Here is a 16,560-nt window from a genome sequence, read left to right as displayed (position 1 = left end):
CATGTCGAAATTTTTTATCGACCGTCCGATTTTCGCTTGGGTAATCGCCCTTGTGATCATGCTGGTCGGGGCACTTTCGATCTTGAAACTGCCAATCAACCAGTACCCGAGCATCGCGCCACCGGCCATCTCGATCTCCGTGACCTATCCGGGTGCTTCGGCACAAACCGTACAGGACACCGTGGTTCAGGTGATCGAGCAACAGCTCAACGGTATTGACCACTTGCGTTATGTGTCGTCTGAAAGTAACTCCGACGGCAGCATGACCATCACCGCGACCTTTGAGCAAGGGACTGACCCGGACACCGCCCAGGTGCAGGTGCAGAACAAGCTCAACCTGGCCACCCCACTGCTGCCCCAAGAGGTTCAGCAGCAAGGTATCCGTGTGACCAAGGCAGTGAAAAACTTCCTGATGGTTATCGGCGTGGTGTCTGAAGACGGCAGCATGAACAAGGATGACTTGTCCAACTACATCGTCTCCAACATGCAAGACCCGATCTCCCGTACCGAAGGTGTGGGTGACTTCCAGGTGTTTGGTGCCCAGTACGCCATGCGCATCTGGCTCGACCCGGCCAAGCTGAACAAGTACAACCTGACCCCGATTGACGTTAAATCCGCCATTTCCTCGCAGAACGTACAGGTGTCTTCCGGGCAACTGGGCGGCCTGCCAGCGGTCAAAGGCCAGGAACTGAACGCCACCATCATCGGCAAGACGCGCCTGCAAACTGCCGAAGAGTTCAAAAAGATCCTGCTCAAGGTCAACACCGACGGCTCGCAAGTACGCTTGCATGATGTCGCGGAAGTCGCCCTGGGCGGTGAAAACTACAGCATCAGCGCGCAGTACAACGGCAAGCCGTCCTCGGGCCTTGCAATCAAGCTGGCGACCGGTGCCAACGCACTGGACACCGCCAAGGCGCTGCATAAAACCATCGACGACCTGGCCCCGTTTTTCCCGCCCGGCATGAAAGTGGTTTACCCGTACGACACCACGCCCGTGGTATCGGCCTCGATCAAAGGGGTGGTTGAAACCCTGGTCGAAGCGGTTGCGCTGGTGTTCCTGGTGATGTTCCTGTTCCTGCAGAACTTCCGCGCCACCATCATCACGACGATGACCGTGCCAGTGGTATTGCTCGGTACTTTCGGGATCCTGGCGGCGGCCGGTTTCAGTATCAACACCTTGACCATGTTCGGCATGGTACTGGCCATCGGCTTGCTGGTGGACGACGCCATCGTGGTGGTGGAAAACGTCGAACGGGTCATGAGTGAAGAAGGCCTGCCCCCCAAAGAAGCCACCAAGAAATCCATGGAGCAAATCCAGGGAGCGCTGGTCGGTATTGCCTTGGTGCTGTCAGCCGTACTGCTGCCCATGGCGTTCTTCAGCGGCTCGACCGGTGTGATCTACAAGCAGTTCTCGATCACCATTGTTTCGGCGATGGCGCTTTCGGTACTGGTTGCCCTGATCTTCACCCCGGCCCTGTGCGCCACCATGCTTAAGCCGGTCAAGAAAGGCGACCATGGTGAGAACAAGCGCGGCTTCTTCGGCTGGTTCAACCGCACATTCGACAGCGGTGTAAAACGCTACGAGAAAGGTGTCGGCAACATCCTGCGCCACAAAGCGCCGTACTTGCTGGCCTATGTCTTGATCGTTGTCGGCATGGTGTTCCTGTTCACCCGCATCCCGACCTCGTTCCTGCCGGAAGAAGACCAGGGCGTTCTCTTCGCTCAGGTACAAACCCCGGCCGGTACAACCGCTGAACGCACCCAGGTCGTAATTGACCGTATGCGTGAATACTTGCTGACTGACGAGTCGGCGGCGGTGTCCTCGGTCTTTACCGTTAACGGCTTTAACTTCGCCGGTCGCGGCCAAAGCTCAGGCCTGGCGTTCATCATGCTCAAACCGTGGGCCGACCGTGATGCCGATAACAGCGTATTTGCGCTGGCGGCACGCGCTCAGGCGCACTTCTCCACCTTCCGCGACGCCATGGTGTTTGCCTTTGCTCCGCCGGCTGTTATGGAACTGGGTAACGCCACTGGCTTTGACGTGTACCTGCAAGACCGTGCCGGTATTGGCCACGAAAAGTTGATGCAAGCCCGTAACCAGTTCCTGGGCATGGCATCGCAGAGCAAAATCCTGGCAGGCGTGCGTCCTAACGGCCTGAACGATGAACCTCAGTACCAGCTGGAAATCGATGACGAAGCAGCCCGCGCCCTTGGCGTAGGTCTGAGCGACATCAACAACACCCTGTCCATCGGTCTGGGTGCCAGCTATGTCAACGACTTCATCGACCGTGGTCGTGTGAAAAAGGTCTATCTGCAAGGCGAAGCTGACTCGCGGATGAACCCCGAAGACCTGAAAAAATGGTATGTGCGCAACGCTGAAGGAACCATGGTGCCGTTCTCTGCGTTTGCCAAGGGCAAGTGGATTTACGGTGCGCCGAAGCTGTCGCGTTACAACGGCGTAGAAGCCATGGAAATCCTGGGCGCCCCGGCACCCGGCTACAGCAGTGGTGAAGCCATGGCTGAAGTCGAAGCACTGGCCAAGAAGCTGCCGGCAGGCGTCGGTATTTCCTGGACCGGCCTGTCCTACGAGGAGCGTCTGTCAGGTTCGCAAGCACCTGCGCTGTATGCGATTTCCTTGTTGATGGTGTTCCTGTGTCTCGCGGCACTGTATGAAAGCTGGTCGATTCCGATTGCGGTCATGCTGGTGGTGCCTCTGGGGATTATCGGTGCACTGCTGGCCACTAGCCTGCGGGGGCTGTCCAACGACGTGTACTTCCAGGTGGGCTTGCTGACGACCATCGGTCTGGCCTCGAAAAACGCCATCCTGATCGTCGAGTTCGCCAAAGAGCTGCACGAACAAGGGCGAACCTTGACCGAAGCCGCCATTGAAGCCTGCCGCATGCGTCTGCGCCCGATCATCATGACCTCGCTGGCGTTCGTACTGGGCGTTATCCCGCTGGCCATTTCTTCGGGCGCAGGTTCGGGTAGCCAGCACGCCATTGGTACAGGTGTGATCGGCGGTATGATCACTGCAACTGTTCTGGCCGTGTTCTGGGTGCCGCTGTTCTTCGTCGCGGTGTCGTCCTTCGGCAGCGGCAAGGACAACGACCCGGAAAAGAAAGTGGACCTGACTAAAACTCCAAATCAAGAGGCTGGCCAATGAGCAAGTCGCTTCTCGCAGTCGCCGTAGCAGCGTTTACGCTGGGCGGCTGCTCGCTGATCCCTGACTACCAGCGCCCTGAAGCCCCGGTAGCAGCGCAGTACCCGCAAGGCCCGGCCTACAAGCCTAACGAAGCGCCGGCTCAAGCGGCGGCAGAACAAGGCTGGCGTGAGTTTTTCCGCGACCCGGCCCTGCAACAGTTGATTCAGACAGCTCTGGTGAACAACCGCGACCTTAGGGTCGCGGCCCTGAACATTGATGCGTATGCCGCGCAGTACCGTATTCAACGTGCCGATCTGTTCCCGGCAGTGACGGCCAATGCCAGCGGCAGCCGTCAACGGATGCCAGCACGCCTGTCGCAAACGGGCGAGTCAGGCATCACCAGCCAATATTCGGCGACCCTCGGGGTCAGCGCGTACGAGCTGGATCTGTTTGGCCGCGTTCGCAGCCTGAGCGATCAGGCCTTGCAGAACTACTTTGCGACCGAAGAAGCCCGACGCACCACTCAGATCAGTCTGGTTGCCAGCGTCGCCAATGCTTACTTGACCTGGCAAGCCGACAAAGAGCTGCTCAAGCTGACTGAAGACACGCTCAAGGCGTTCGATGAGAGCTACAAGCTCACCTTGCGCAGCAATGAGGTGGGCGTTGCTTCGGCGCTGGAAGTCAGCCAGTCGCGGACCTCGGTGGAAAACGCCAAGGTTCAACTGGCCCGCTACACGCGCCAAGTGGCTCAGGATCAGAACAGCCTGGCCTTGCTACTCGGCACGAGCATTCCGCAGAACCTGCCCGCAAGCAAACCGCTCGCTGCTGATCTGCTGACCGAAGTACCGGCAGGCCTGCCTTCAGATTTGTTGCAACGCCGTCCTGACATTCTGGAAGCCGAGCACAAGTTGCTGGCCGCCAATGCCAATATCGGCGCCGCACGTGCCGCGTTCTTCCCGAGCATCAGCCTCACCGCCAATGCCGGGACCTTGAGCCCGGACCTGTCGGGGCTGTTCAAGGGAGGCTCGGGCACTTGGCTCTTCTCGCCGCAAATCAACCTGCCCATCTTTAACGCAGGGGCTTTGCGCGCCAGCCTGGACTACTCGAAAATCCAGAAGGACATCACCGTCTCGCAGTATGAGAAGGCGATCCAGACAGCATTCCAGGAAGTATCTGACGGCCTGGCAGCGCGCCAGACCTACAATCAACAGTTGCAAGCCCAGACGGACTTCGTTAACGCCAACCAGGATTACTACCGGTTAGCCGAGCGTCGTTATCGGATTGGTGTCGACAGCAACCTGACGTTCCTTGATGCACAACGCTCCCTGTTCAGCGCGCAACAATCGTTGATCAGTGACCGCCTTTCGCAGCTGACCAGTGAAGTCAATTTGTACAAGGCGCTGGGTGGCGGCTGGTACGAACAGACCGGGCAAAACCGCCCGATCTCGTCCGAGCCGCCGAAGGCCTGATAGAGAAACTGCTAAACACACAAACCCGCCTTTTGGCGGGTTTGTGTGTTCAAGGGCGGTGAATTTACCTAAACGCGCTGAGCATTTTCTCCCCTGACGTGCCTTGCCCGTAGATCACTCCAGTGGGCGTGAAAATGAAATACATGGCTTAAAGTCCTGACTGCCTTATTAATGGATATCAGATCCCGACCCAACATGCTGCTTTGCGCAACGATGCTTAGCCCTTATGGCAACCGTAGGATATGCAAACTTGATAGTCGCCGCTGCGGTTCAGCACTGTATAAGCGGCCCTGAAAGATTGATCCGCCTCAGTTGCCTGGCCATTTAACTACCTGACTGAACGCGCAGGGTGATTTCACCCATCGCTCTTTGCGCACGTGCAACCCGTACCGTGTGGATATAGAACGCGCGTTCTATATCCACACTTCACTTATCCAAGAACACCCCCTCCTCAGAAGTTATTGGCTCCTGAAAGACGCTCATTGATTAATCATTCAATACGTTTGTTTCTTTCGTCCGATAACCTGCTGTTTTGTCACTCATGGAAGTTGACGTGCCCGAACAGCTTCGGCGATAGTAGCAGCCACTGTTCAGACGCAGCACAGAACAGTCTACACGCGGGCTAAATTGCCACTCTCTCAACCGCCTCTTCTTGGCCCATTCAGCGCCAGGACGGTCACCGAGCGATTGAGTGTTGCGTGGCTTTTTAAAAAGGGTGAAGTCGCAAACTTTAACAGGACAGTTAAAGCGTCCCGGTGCGTGGGACATGGCGGTTTAATAGCCGGCTTATTGATGAGCGACGTACACGGCCAATACGCATCAACCGATTCAAACTCTACTTAATTAGGTAACACTGTGACGAAAGACGAACTGCGCGCTGAACTTGAGCGTCAGGAGCAACGTTACAAGGACGTTTACGGTGGTGAAGTGACGACTTACGCAGCTCAACCCGAGCCCGAGCGTAAGCCATGGCGCAAGCGCGCCAGCCTGCTTGACCAGGCCTTCACACAAGAAATCCAGAAAATTGAAAAAGAGTTAAAACCCGAGGCCCCCTGACAGGGGCTTCGTCTGCGCCCTGCCGAAACCGGCCTGTAGGGTAAACCCGCCAAAGGCGTGTGCACCCATCAACCTGTACGAACGGCTGTGTTCAAGGTGCGCAATGCAAGCCGGATCGTGCAACTGAAGCCACTCAGTAGCGCTCGCTTGGGATTTTCAGGCCTCTGACAAGAACAGGCTGCGGCTAAACACCGCAAAAAAGAAATTTCATACGCCCCACTCAGACCTGTTCCAAAGGCCAGCGCTTGTCTGCCAAACAGCGTAGAGCCTTTGTTATCAGTGGCTTGGAAGCGTTTTCCGACCCATTGACGCTGACCGGTCTGACAAGTTTTTTCATTTACAGATGTTACCAACGGGCAGCTAGTGCATCGATTACCAAGGTTTTCTGGCATAATCCGGCCCCCTTTATGACCGTGTCAGAAAACCTTCATGATCGATCTATTAAGCGGATTGGATGCCTGGGTTCTTGTCAGCCTCTTCTTCGCCCTAGCCTTTGTTCTCGCGTTTGAGTTCATCAACGGCTTTCATGACACCGCGAATGCGGTAGCGACTGTCATCTACACCAAAGCCATGCCGCCTCACCTGGCGGTGTTCTTTTCCGGTGTGTTCAATTTTCTTGGCGTTTTGCTGGGTGGTGTGGGTGTGGCATACGCCATTGTCCATTTGCTACCGGTCGAACTGCTGGTCAATGTGAATACCGGACATGGCCTGGCCATGGTGTTCTCACTGCTTGCAGCGGCCATCACCTGGAACTTGGGTACTTGGTACTTCGGCATCCCGGCCTCCAGCTCCCACACCTTGATCGGTTCGATCCTGGGTGTAGGCCTGGCCAACGCATTGATCACCGGCATCCCGGTGAGCGATGGCGTGAACTGGCAGAAGGCAATCGACATTGGTGCTTCGCTGGTGTTCTCGCCGCTGGCAGGCTTTGTTGTCGCCGGTTTACTGCTGGTAGGCCTTAAGTGGTGGCGTCCGAACTCCAAGATGCACAAGACGCCCGAGCAACGCCGCAAGCTGGATGACAAGAAGCATCCGCCGTTCTGGAACCGTCTGGTACTGGTGATCTCGGCCATGACCGTGAGCTTCGTGCACGGCTCCAACGATGGCCAGAAAGGTATCGGCCTGATCATGCTGGTGTTGATCGGTATCGTGCCAAGCGCCTTCGTACTGGACCTCAACAGCACGACGTATCAGATCGAACGCACACGCGACGCGACCCTGCACTTGAGTCAGTTCTATCAACGCAATCACGCGAGCCTCAGCGAGTTCCTGGCGCTGGGTAAAAGCGTGAAAGACGACTTGCCGGGCGAGTTCCGCTGCAACCCGCAACAAACCGAGCCGACCATCGCGGCCTTGCTCAGTTCGTTGAAAGGTGTCGAGAACTATCAGTCGCTGTCGGCCGAGAAGCGTATCGAGATCCGTCGTTACCTGCTTTGCCTGGATGACACCGCGAAGAAAGTCAGCAAATTGCCAGTGCTTGAGCCACGCGAGAAAGCGGACCTCGAAAAACTGCGCAAAGACCTGACGGCCACCACTGAATACGCGCCGTTCTGGGTGATTCTGGCGGTAGCCCTGGCCTTGGGCCTGGGCACCATGGTTGGCTGGAAACGCGTGGTCAAGACCATCGGCGAGAAGATCGGCAAACAAGGCATGACCTACGCACAGGGCATGGCGGCACAGATCACCACCACCTTTGCCATTGGCCTGGCCAACATCTTCGCCTTGCCGGTATCCACGACTCACATTCTGTCGTCGGGTGTCGCGGGCACTATGGTTGCGAACAAAAGTGGCCTGCAAGGCAACACCATCAAGACGATTCTGATGGCATGGGTGCTGACGTTACCCGCAACGATTGCACTCTCAGCTGCGTTGTTCTGGCTGGCGTCCAAAGCGCTCGCCTAAGCGGCAAACGCACTAAAAAAGGTACGCCCCGGGGCGTACCTTTTTTTTGCCTGACGCAGGCACTCAACGGACACTTGCGGCATGGCCTGGCAATAACGACACGCCCCTGCACAAAACACACACGCAAAAAAATAGGCGACCGAAGTCGCCCAAAATGCCTTGCGTGCTCGCGTACCGAAAAGACCCGGCGCTACTTATTGCGCTTCTGGGAGTCTTTCCAGATAAAAATGCCCAAACCCGCGAAAAACAGGACCATGAGGCCGACGGTAAGTACTCCAGCGATAACCACATTATCGAGAAACATGACGGCCTCCTGCGCGTGTTTGTTTGTGTGAAGCCAGAATAACCAGACGCGCAGGCGAGGAACTTGACCGGGATCAATAGTGACCACCGCTTCGAGGACGTTAGGGGGAATAGTTGACGCAGATCAGGAAAAACGCCGCAGTTCAGCGTTTTTTAGGCTTTTTCTTTGGCTTTTTCTTGGGACTGGTCAGGGGCCAGGCCTGCTCAAACGCCTGGCGTACTTCATTAAGGCGCTTTTCGTTGAGGTCATGCACGCGTTTGGCACGTTCGGCACCCAGGTCTACCAGCTTGCTGTCTTGGTTCATAACGGGATCGGATCACTGTCAATGTGTCGGCAAGGGCCCATAATGCGGCGCGCCAGCCGAGCTGACCAGAAAAAATTCAGACCTCGATATCCACCCACTGGCCCTGACGCGGCGCACCGTCGATCAGCGGCGAGACGGGCACGGTATTGTCTTCATTCAATTCATCGCCCGGCACGATGACCACCTCTTGAGTCTGATCGCGCGACTCACGCCGACGCTTGTCCTGCTGGCGTCGTTGCTCTTCGCGCAACAACAGCGAGGCCTGATCGGGGTCCTGATTCTTCAAGTTGATCGTGCTGTCACCCGAGCTGGCTTGCGCTGGCACCACGGGCGGAATATCCGGACGCGGGCGCACCGGGTCCTGCTGGGATGTGACGGGCACCACACTGATGGGAAGGATCGGCGGCAGCATAATTATTGTTCTCCTGTTTTCAGGCTGTCGGCCCGACGCCGATTGACTTGAGGCGCCCGTTAAATCCGGCAGCAGCCTGAAGGACGTCGATCAGGTTTTTATCAGAGACCTTTGGTCTCAGGCCCTCGTTCCGTTAATATACTCGGCTTTTTCAAAGCGGGAGTCAGGCAGCATGGCGCAGCAGTATCAACCGGGGCAACGCTGGATTAGTGACAGCGAAGCTGAGCTAGGTTTAGGCACCGTTCTGGCACAGGACGGTCGCTTGTTGACCGTGCTCTATCCGGCCACTGGCGAAACCCGTCAATATTCGCTGCGCAACGCACCGCTTACGCGCGTACGTTTCTCGCCGGGTGATTCCATCATCCACTTCGAAGGCTGGAAGATGACCGTGCGCGAAGTCGAAGATGTCGACGGTCTGATGGTGTACCACGGCCTTAACGAGCAAAACGAAGTCGTTACCCTGCCCGAAACCCAACTGTCCAACTTCATTCAGTTCCGTCTGGCCAGCGACCGTCTGTTCGCCGGGCAAATTGACCCGCTGTCCTGGTTTTCGCTGCGTTATCACACCCTTGAGCACACCAGCCGCCAGCTGCAATCGCCGCTGTGGGGCCTGGGTGGCGTACGGGCGCAACCAATCGCCCACCAATTGCACATTGCCCGTGAAGTCGCGGATCGCATTGCGCCACGTGTCCTGCTGGCTGACGAAGTGGGCCTGGGCAAAACCATCGAAGCCGGCCTGGTGATTCATCGCCAGTTGCTGAGCGGTCGTGCAAGCCGCGTGCTGATCGTGGTTCCCGAGAACCTGCAGCACCAGTGGCTGGTTGAGATGCGTCGTCGCTTCAACCTTGAAGTCGCGCTGTTTGATGAAGAACGCTTTATCGAAAGCGATGCCAGCAACCCGTTTGAAGACACCCAACTGGCGCTGGTAGCGCTGGAATGGCTGGTGGACGATGAAAAGGCGCAAGACGCGCTGTTCGCCGCCGGCTGGGACCTGTTGGTGGTCGACGAAGCCCACCACCTGGTCTGGCACGAAGACAACGTCAGCCCCGAGTACGCGCTGGTTGAACAGTTGGCCGAAACCATCCCTGGCGTCCTGTTGCTGACCGCGACCCCGGAGCAGTTGGGTCAGGACAGCCACTTTGCCCGTTTGCGCCTGCTCGACCCCAACCGCTTCCACGACCTGGCGGCCTTCAGGGCCGAAAGTGAAAACTACCGCCCCGTGGCTCAGGCGGTGCAGGAGCTGCTGGACAAAGGCAGCCTGTCGCCGCAAGCACATGCCACCATTCACGGCTTCCTCGGCGCTGAAGGCGATGCCTTGCTGGCTGAAGTCAACGCCGGTGATGCCGAGGCCAGCGCACGTCTGGTGCGTGAACTGCTGGACCGTCACGGCACGGGCCGCGTGCTGTTTCGCAACACCCGCGCCGCTGTTCAGGGCTTCCCGGAGCGCAAACTGCACGCCTACCCCCTGCCCTGCCCGGACGAATACCTGGAATTGCCGCTGGGCGATCACCCCGAGCTGTACCCCGAAGTCAGCTTCCAGTCGCAGCCGGACATCAGCGAAGAACAACGCTGGTGGAATTTCGACCCTCGCGTCGAGTGGCTGATCGACACCCTGAAAATGCTCAAGCGCACCAAAGTGCTGGTCATCTGCGCCCACGCCGAAACCGCAATGGACCTTGAAGACGCCCTGCGCGTACGTTCCGGCATCCCGGCCACGGTGTTCCACGAGGGCATGAACATCCTGGAGCGCGACCGTGCCGCGGCGTACTTCGCTGACGAAGAATTCGGTGCTCAAGTGCTGATCTGTTCGGAAATCGGCAGTGAAGGCCGTAACTTCCAGTTTGCCCATCACCTGGTGTTGTTCGATCTGCCGTCGCACCCCGATTTGCTGGAACAGCGTATTGGCCGTCTCGACCGTATCGGCCAAAAGCACGTGATCGAACTGCACGTGCCGTACCTTGAAACCAGCCCGCAACAGCGTCTGTTCCAGTGGTACAACGAAGCGCTTAACGCGTTCCTCAACACGTGCCCGACCGGCAACGCGTTGCAGCACCAGTTCGGCCCGCGCCTGCTGCCGTTGCTCGAAGCCGCCGACGATGACCAGTGGCAAGCCCTGATCGACGAAGCCCGTACCGAACGCGAACGTCTTGAAGAAGAACTGCACACCGGCCGCGACCGCTTGCTGGAGTTGAACTCAGGCGGCGCAGGTGAAGGCGAAGCGCTGGTGGAGGCGATCCTTGAGCAAGACGATCAATTCGCCTTGCCGATCTACATGGAAACCCTGTTCAACGCGTTCGGCATCGACAGCGAGGATCACTCCGAAAACGCCCTGATCCTCAAGCCCAGCGAAAAAATGCTGGATGCGAGCTTCCCGCTGGGTGACGACGAAGGCGTGACCATCACCTACGATCGCAATCAGGCACTGTCGCGCGAAGACATGCAGTTCATCACCTGGGAACACCCGATGGTGCAAGGTGGCATGGACCTGGTGTTGTCCGGTTCGATGGGCAACACCGCCGTGGCGCTGATCAAAAACAAGGCACTCAAGCCGGGCACGGTATTGCTTGAGCTGATTTACGTCAGCGAAGTGGTTGCCCCGCGCGCCCTGCAATTGGGCCGCTACCTGCCCCCTGCTGCCCTGCGCTGCCTGCTGGACGCCAACGGCAACGACCTGTCTTCGCGCGTGTCGTTCGAAACCCTGAATGAACAACTTGAAAGCGTGCCACGTGCCAGCGCCAACAAGTTCGTGCAGGCTCAGCGCGACCAGCTCACGCCAAAGATCAACGCCGGTGAAGCCAAAATTGCGCCGCGTCATGCTGAACGTGTCGCTGAGGCCCAGCGTCGTCTGGCCGCTGATACCGAAGAAGAACTGGCACGCCTGACCGCGTTGCAGGCCGTCAACCCGAGCGTGCGTGACAGCGAACTCGTGGCATTGCGTAAACAGCGTGAACAGGGCCTGGCCATGCTTGAAAAAGCAGCGCTGCGTCTTGAGGCCATTCGCGTTCTGGTCGCAGGCTAACCCTAAAACGCTCGTCACTGCGCCAGACTGCAACGGTCTGCCCGTCAGTCACTTAAGGATCGGGTAAGAGACTCAGCGCTCTTACCCGACCGGCGTCTAATCGCTGATTGCCAGCAAGTTTGGCTATAAAAACCTGCTGCTAATAGCAAAATGGTAAGCATCATCTTGCCATCATTCCGCCTTCCTACATTCCCCCTTCTACACTTCAGACAAGCTAGCGCCTGACGACTAGCACCCTGCACTCAGTGTTGAGGCATGCAATGGAATGGCTGGGCCTGCAGTTTATTGAAGACAACACCGCCAACGGAAAACTGCTTATAGCCAGCAGCCATAACCCGTACCTGGTGTTTCTTGCCTTTTTGGTTGTCTGCGCCGCGTGCCTGGCGACGTTGCATATGTATGAACGGGCGTGCAACGCAGAGAAACCGGCTGCCAAAACTGTCTGGCGCTGGGTGGGTGCAAGTTCGTTGGCGGGCGGCATCTGGGCCATGCATTTCATCTGCATGCTGGCTTTCCAATCCCCGCTCAACGTGCATTACGACTTGAGCATTACCATCGGGTCGCTGTTTATCGCACTGCTGTCAGCCGTCATCGCCATGCAGGTTTTAGTAAAACCCCACGTAACACGCGCCCGCCTTCTAGTTGCCGCGCTGGTGTTCGGTTCAGGCATTTGCGCCATGCATTACGTGGGCATGTCCGCCATGCACTCCAGCCATTTGCAGCACTACGACCCCATGCTGTTCGTGCTGTCGTTGCTGATCGCCGTTTCAGCCTGTTATGCATCATTGCTGCTGGCCCGTGCGCTGCGTAGCGCCAGCGGTCTGGTGCATCAGTTTTTCAAGTACTTCATCAGCTTGGTCGCCGGTCTGGCCATTCTCAGTGTCCATTTCGTGGGGATGTGGGCATTGCACACTTATGCCCCGTCAGATGGCACGTTAAACGCACCCATCGAAAACAATCACTGGCAACTGGCATTGACGGTAGCGCTGATCACCCTTCTATTAATCGGCAGCACCATCAGCGCAGCGTTGGTCGATAAAAAACTGCAACTCAAAGAACATGACCTCAGGCGCGTCAACGCGCTGCTTAGCCAACTGGATCAGGCGCGCGCCTCATTGCAACAAGTTGCGCATTACGATCCGCTGACCAACTTGATCAACCGTCGTGGCTTCAATCAATTGTTTGCCGAAAAGTTGATTGAACGCGCCAGCAATAACAGCATGCTGGCGGTCATGTTTCTGGATATTGACCACTTCAAACGCATTAACGACAGCTTGGGTCATGATGCCGGTGATGAGCTTCTCAAGGTGATTGCCGCGCAAATCAAAAGCGCAACCCGTCATCATGAAGACGTCGTGGCGCGTTTTGGCGGCGATGAGTTTTGCATCCTGTTCAGCCTGAACAGCCGCGAAGAAGCCCGAAACATGGCCCAGCGAATCATGCTCAAAATGAAAGAGCCGATTGAGCTGGCGGGCCGCCACATGGTCATGACCACCAGCATCGGGATCAGCGTGTTCCCCGATGATGGCACCACGATTGACGAACTCCTCAAGCATGCCGACCTGGCGCTGTATCAATCCAAAGACGCCGGGCGCAACAGCCTGCACTTTTTCAGTTCAAGCCTGAAAGCCCGCGCCTCGCTTGAATTGCAGATTGAGGAGGAACTGCGCACGGCCATGCGCGGCGATCACGGGCTGTTCCTGCACTATCAACCGATCTTCGACCTGAAAACCGGGCAGGTTGCCAAACTTGAAGCCTTGGTCCGCTGGCAACATCCGGAGCACGGGCTGCTGGGCCCGGACCGTTTTATTCATGTTGCAGAAGCCAATGACCTGATCGCAGAACTCGATAACTGGGTGTTGCGCAAGGCTTGCCATGACATGGCCGCGCTGACGGCGCTGGGCTGGACGGACATCAGCGTTACCGTGAACTGCTCGGCGTTGAATCTGGTGCGCGAAGCGCTGGGCGACGAAGTCGAAAGCGCTCTGCGCTCAAGCGGCCTGAGTGCCAATCGTCTGGAACTGGAAGTCACTGAAAACGCCTTGATGGGCAATATCAGCAATACATCTCACCTGTTGCGCCAAATCCGCTCGCTGGGCGTTTCCCTGTCAATCGACGACTTTGGCACCGGCTACTCTTCCCTTGCCTATTTGAAACGCCTGCCACTGAACACGTTGAAGATTGATCGATCCTTCATTCAAGACATCCCCAATTCCAGCCAGGACATGGAGATCGTTCAGGCCATCATCGTCATGGCTCACACCCTGCACCTGCAAGTGGTCACCGAAGGCGTAGAAACCAATCAGCAATTCGCATTCCTCAATCAGTACAACTGCGACTTTATTCAGGGCCACCTGCTCAGCCACCCCGTTCCTTTTGAGGCGCTGCACAGCTTGCTGCAGGCGCTCAACACAAGCCCCTTGGCGAGCTTTGATTTCAGTCCCTTACAGCTCTCAAGCCAGTAAATTGCCAGCATCCTCGCAACGGACCGAAAACAGTCATTAAAGAACCCACGGTTCAGGCCGATTCTTTTCTATCCGCGCCGTTTAAAAGCCTTATACAAAATAGGGATTAAGCGCCGCGAACGCCTGATCGCCCCGTAAATACGCGATTACCACCCTCGTATTGGCCTGTTGAATGTCCCTCAGCAGTCGTCCAGCCCAGACAGATGGCAAACAATGACGTCGAACAATAATGCGACACCCTTGGTCTCTGACGTGTCTCTAAAAACAATAAACGAGCCCCAACGTTCATCGAACAGTTATTCAAGCCAGCAGCCACTGGCGACTCAGCAGTACCTGTACTTCACCGAGACCAACACCGACCGGATTCTCGATAACCTCGACGGCTTGCGTGACATCGTGTTCCCGCAGCCAGAACTGATCGAGGGCGACAACGAGCACCGCGCCGAACAGCAATTTCCTTCGGTGTGCCTGATCGGGCTGGGCCGTTGCGGTTCCAACATTGCGCTGGATGTCGCCGAACTGGTGTACAACGCCCGCACCTTCTACCTCAACGAATTCAGTACGGTCGATCCGCGCCACGAAGACAAGCGCTACAGCCCCGGACAGTGGATTCGCAATAACCTGCGCCTGGTACACAGCAAGCCGACCAAACCCGTATTTCTGGTCGAGCCGCTGGTGCTGCTGGGGGATCTGGACAAGGACATCGCCGGGCGCATCCGGTTTTCGCGCAAGAGCGAAAAAAGTAACTTCATCCGCGACTACAGCAAAATGAAAATCATGGACTTGTCGGAAGTTCACGCAGGTGGTGCGGGTAATGCGCCTATTTTGGGTCAGTACCTGGCCAAGATTATTCTCAATAAAGATGCGCAGCGCTTCTCCAGCCCCGACTGGAAGCTGATCCACTCCTACCTGATCGACTCCTGCGGCATCAAGGCCAACCAGTCGCGTCTGTATTTCTCGATTTTCAGCGCTGGGGGCGGTACGGGCTCGGGCATGGCCTCGGAGTTCGGCCTGGCTCAACAGTTCTCGTACATGAACAAAACGTTCGACACGAAGCCCGCGGATGAACACGACAGTAAAAGCGGCCACGCCTTTGTCTTCGAGCCCATTTTCACCAGCGGCATTTGCGTGTTGCCGAACATCTCGGATCACCGCAGCGAAATGTCCGAGGCGCTGCACATCAACGCCGGTCGTTTGCTGTGTAAGTACCTGTCCGAAGAGTGGGACTTCTCATACAACTTCGATAATGAAGACTGCAGCGAAGCCAGTGTCATGGGGCGTATTCGCCCCTGGAACGCGATGATGCTGATATCCAACGACATCATGCGCTATGCCGAACAAAGCGATGACGGCACGATTCAGAACATCGACGTCAACGCGATGGAAAAGCACGCCAACCAATATATCTCGCAACAGATCTTCAACATTCTGACGGCCCAGGCAGTCACCACAGACTACGATCAGAATTACTTCCGACGCGCCGGGATCGACATTGGCGAAACCATCCGCCTCGACGCCAACGACTTGTTCATGAGTCTGGCCGGGCCTGTGGCCATTGCTTATGCAGAATCGGTGGTGCCTGAACAGCCCGTACCGGGCACAGACAAATTTAAAGTGTTCGAAAAAGAGCCGCCGCGACTGGACATCGATGACTTGTTCTTCCGTTCCATCGATTTGCCGCATTTCAACAAGGACACCCAGGCCATCGAAGGCATCAGCCTGCTGCCCATCGAGTCTCAGCGCTACCGTGCAGCGCTGGAACAATACAAGCACTCGGGGTATGACGCCGCCGCTCTGCATGACCTGCACTTCTTCAAGAACTGCTCATCGGTGGTGTCCATCGTGTCGCTGCCCAAGGACTACAAGCTGTCGTACATGGACTTGAACCGCCTCAAGACCCACCTCAACAGCCTGTTCCCCAACACCACCCTCAAGCGCTATGCGCTGGTGATTGGCGCCTCGGCCAACTTGTCGCTGACGACCCTGATCGCGAAAAGCCCATGTTTGTCGGATGATTTTCTGACCTTGATCGTGGCCTTTATCAAACGCTGCTTTGCCCGTAACCCTTACCGGTTTGACGACACGCTCGACGATTCGGTGCTGGAGTTCATCACGGGTGAGCACTTCGATGAAAGCCGGATCGATGAACTGCTCAACGCGTTTGAAAACCCGGCGAAAATCCTCGACACCAACTGGTACGCCATCAAACCGATGTACGAAAAGAAGTACCGCGAGCTGATCAACGATAAAGACAAATTTGTCTCTATCAACGACATCCGCCTGTCACGCGACTGCGTGAAAAAAGCCATCAAATACCTGCGCGAGATCTATCGCCACCGTATCGGCAAAACCCGGATCATCTCGCTCAACAGTCACACTGGTAAAACCGCGTACTGAGGCCGCACAGCAGATAAAAAAACGCCACAGCACTCACTGTGGCGTTTCTCTACGGCAACTGGCCACTATCGGGCAAGCGGTTACTGGCCT

General features: G+C 56.8%; 10 protein-coding genes. 7 read left to right on the top strand and 3 right to left on the bottom strand.

The window, feature by feature from the left end:
• Window position 1 precedes the first annotated feature (1 nt).
• From TU74_RS01365 to TU74_RS01350, 4 genes are all read left to right on the top strand, one after another.
• Window positions 2-3,163 carry an efflux RND transporter permease subunit gene (locus TU74_RS01365; RefSeq protein WP_048374670.1) on the top strand — a complete coding sequence of 1,054 codons (3,162 nt, stop codon included), beginning with the start codon at window positions 2-4 and terminating at the stop codon, window positions 3,161-3,163.
• Window positions 3,160-4,611 carry an AdeC/AdeK/OprM family multidrug efflux complex outer membrane factor gene (adeC, locus tag TU74_RS01360; RefSeq protein WP_047278661.1) on the top strand — a complete coding sequence of 484 codons (1,452 nt, stop codon included), beginning with the start codon at window positions 3,160-3,162 and terminating at the stop codon, window positions 4,609-4,611. Before TU74_RS01365 ends, adeC begins: the two co-directional genes overlap by 4 nt.
• A gap of 855 nt (window positions 4,612-5,466) precedes the next feature.
• Window positions 5,467-5,667 carry a hypothetical protein gene (locus tag TU74_RS01355; RefSeq protein WP_047274113.1) on the top strand — a complete coding sequence of 67 codons (201 nt, stop codon included), beginning with the start codon at window positions 5,467-5,469 and terminating at the stop codon, window positions 5,665-5,667.
• A 429-nt stretch (window positions 5,668-6,096) separates the two neighbouring features.
• Window positions 6,097-7,569 (top strand): inorganic phosphate transporter, encoded by a 1,473-nt coding sequence (locus tag TU74_RS01350; RefSeq protein ID WP_047278665.1) that lies wholly within the window; start codon window positions 6,097-6,099, stop codon window positions 7,567-7,569.
• 190 nt (window positions 7,570-7,759) lie between these two features.
• On the opposite strand, the gene ccoM is transcribed toward TU74_RS01350, so the two are convergent.
• The 3 genes from ccoM to TU74_RS01340 form a co-directional block, all read right to left on the bottom strand.
• On the bottom strand, window positions 7,760-7,873 hold the full coding sequence (ccoM, locus tag TU74_RS24865; RefSeq protein ID WP_019411060.1) for a cytochrome c oxidase subunit CcoM: 114 nt from the start codon (window positions 7,871-7,873) through the stop codon (window positions 7,760-7,762).
• 142 nt (window positions 7,874-8,015) lie between these two features.
• Window positions 8,016-8,177, bottom strand: coding sequence for a hypothetical protein (locus tag TU74_RS24410; protein ID WP_088500173.1), 162 nt, complete (start codon window positions 8,175-8,177; stop codon window positions 8,016-8,018).
• 76 nt (window positions 8,178-8,253) lie between these two features.
• Window positions 8,254-8,589 (bottom strand): hypothetical protein, encoded by a 336-nt coding sequence (locus tag TU74_RS01340; RefSeq protein WP_048374668.1) that lies wholly within the window; start codon window positions 8,587-8,589, stop codon window positions 8,254-8,256.
• A 172-nt stretch (window positions 8,590-8,761) separates the two neighbouring features.
• Here TU74_RS01340 and rapA point away from each other — a divergent pair, with 172 nt between their 5' ends.
• The 3 genes from rapA to TU74_RS01325 all read left to right on the top strand — a co-directional run bounded on the left by rapA (window position 8,762) and on the right by TU74_RS01325 (window position 16,470).
• Entirely contained in the window at window positions 8,762-11,608 is a 2,847-nt protein-coding gene (gene rapA, locus TU74_RS01335) for an RNA polymerase-associated protein RapA (protein ID WP_048374666.1), read from the top strand.
• 260 nt (window positions 11,609-11,868) lie between these two features.
• Window positions 11,869-14,073, top strand: coding sequence for a putative bifunctional diguanylate cyclase/phosphodiesterase (locus TU74_RS01330; RefSeq protein WP_048374665.1), 2,205 nt, complete (start codon window positions 11,869-11,871; stop codon window positions 14,071-14,073).
• A 213-nt stretch (window positions 14,074-14,286) separates the two neighbouring features.
• On the top strand, window positions 14,287-16,470 hold the full coding sequence (locus tag TU74_RS01325) for a hypothetical protein (protein WP_047292530.1): 2,184 nt from the start codon (window positions 14,287-14,289) through the stop codon (window positions 16,468-16,470).
• Window positions 16,471-16,560: the final 90 nt, after the last annotated feature.

This window comes from Pseudomonas lundensis (assembly GCF_001042985.1).
GTDB lineage: Bacteria > Pseudomonadota > Gammaproteobacteria > Pseudomonadales > Pseudomonadaceae > Aquipseudomonas > Aquipseudomonas lundensis.
This window is presented reverse-complemented; position numbering and strand designations above follow the sequence as displayed.

Excerpts from the sequence above, each read along its gene's own strand:
- TU74_RS01365 (WP_048374670.1), top strand. The coding sequence starts at position 2 with ATGTCGAAATTTTTTATCGACCGTCCGATTTTCGCTTGGGTAATCGCC.
- adeC (WP_047278661.1), top strand. The coding sequence starts at position 3,160 with ATGAGCAAGTCGCTTCTCGCAGTCGCCGTAGCAGCGTTTACGCTGGGC.
- TU74_RS01350 (WP_047278665.1), top strand. The coding sequence starts at position 6,097 with ATGATCGATCTATTAAGCGGATTGGATGCCTGGGTTCTTGTCAGCCTC.
- ccoM (WP_019411060.1), bottom strand. The coding sequence starts at position 7,873 with ATGTTTCTCGATAATGTGGTTATCGCTGGAGTACTTACCGTCGGCCTC.
- TU74_RS24410 (WP_088500173.1), bottom strand. The coding sequence starts at position 8,177 with ATGAACCAAGACAGCAAGCTGGTAGACCTGGGTGCCGAACGTGCCAAA.
- TU74_RS01340 (WP_048374668.1), bottom strand. The coding sequence starts at position 8,589 with ATGCTGCCGCCGATCCTTCCCATCAGTGTGGTGCCCGTCACATCCCAG.
- rapA (WP_048374666.1), top strand. The coding sequence starts at position 8,762 with ATGGCGCAGCAGTATCAACCGGGGCAACGCTGGATTAGTGACAGCGAA.
- TU74_RS01330 (WP_048374665.1), top strand. The coding sequence starts at position 11,869 with ATGGAATGGCTGGGCCTGCAGTTTATTGAAGACAACACCGCCAACGGA.
- TU74_RS01325 (WP_047292530.1), top strand. The coding sequence starts at position 14,287 with ATGACGTCGAACAATAATGCGACACCCTTGGTCTCTGACGTGTCTCTA.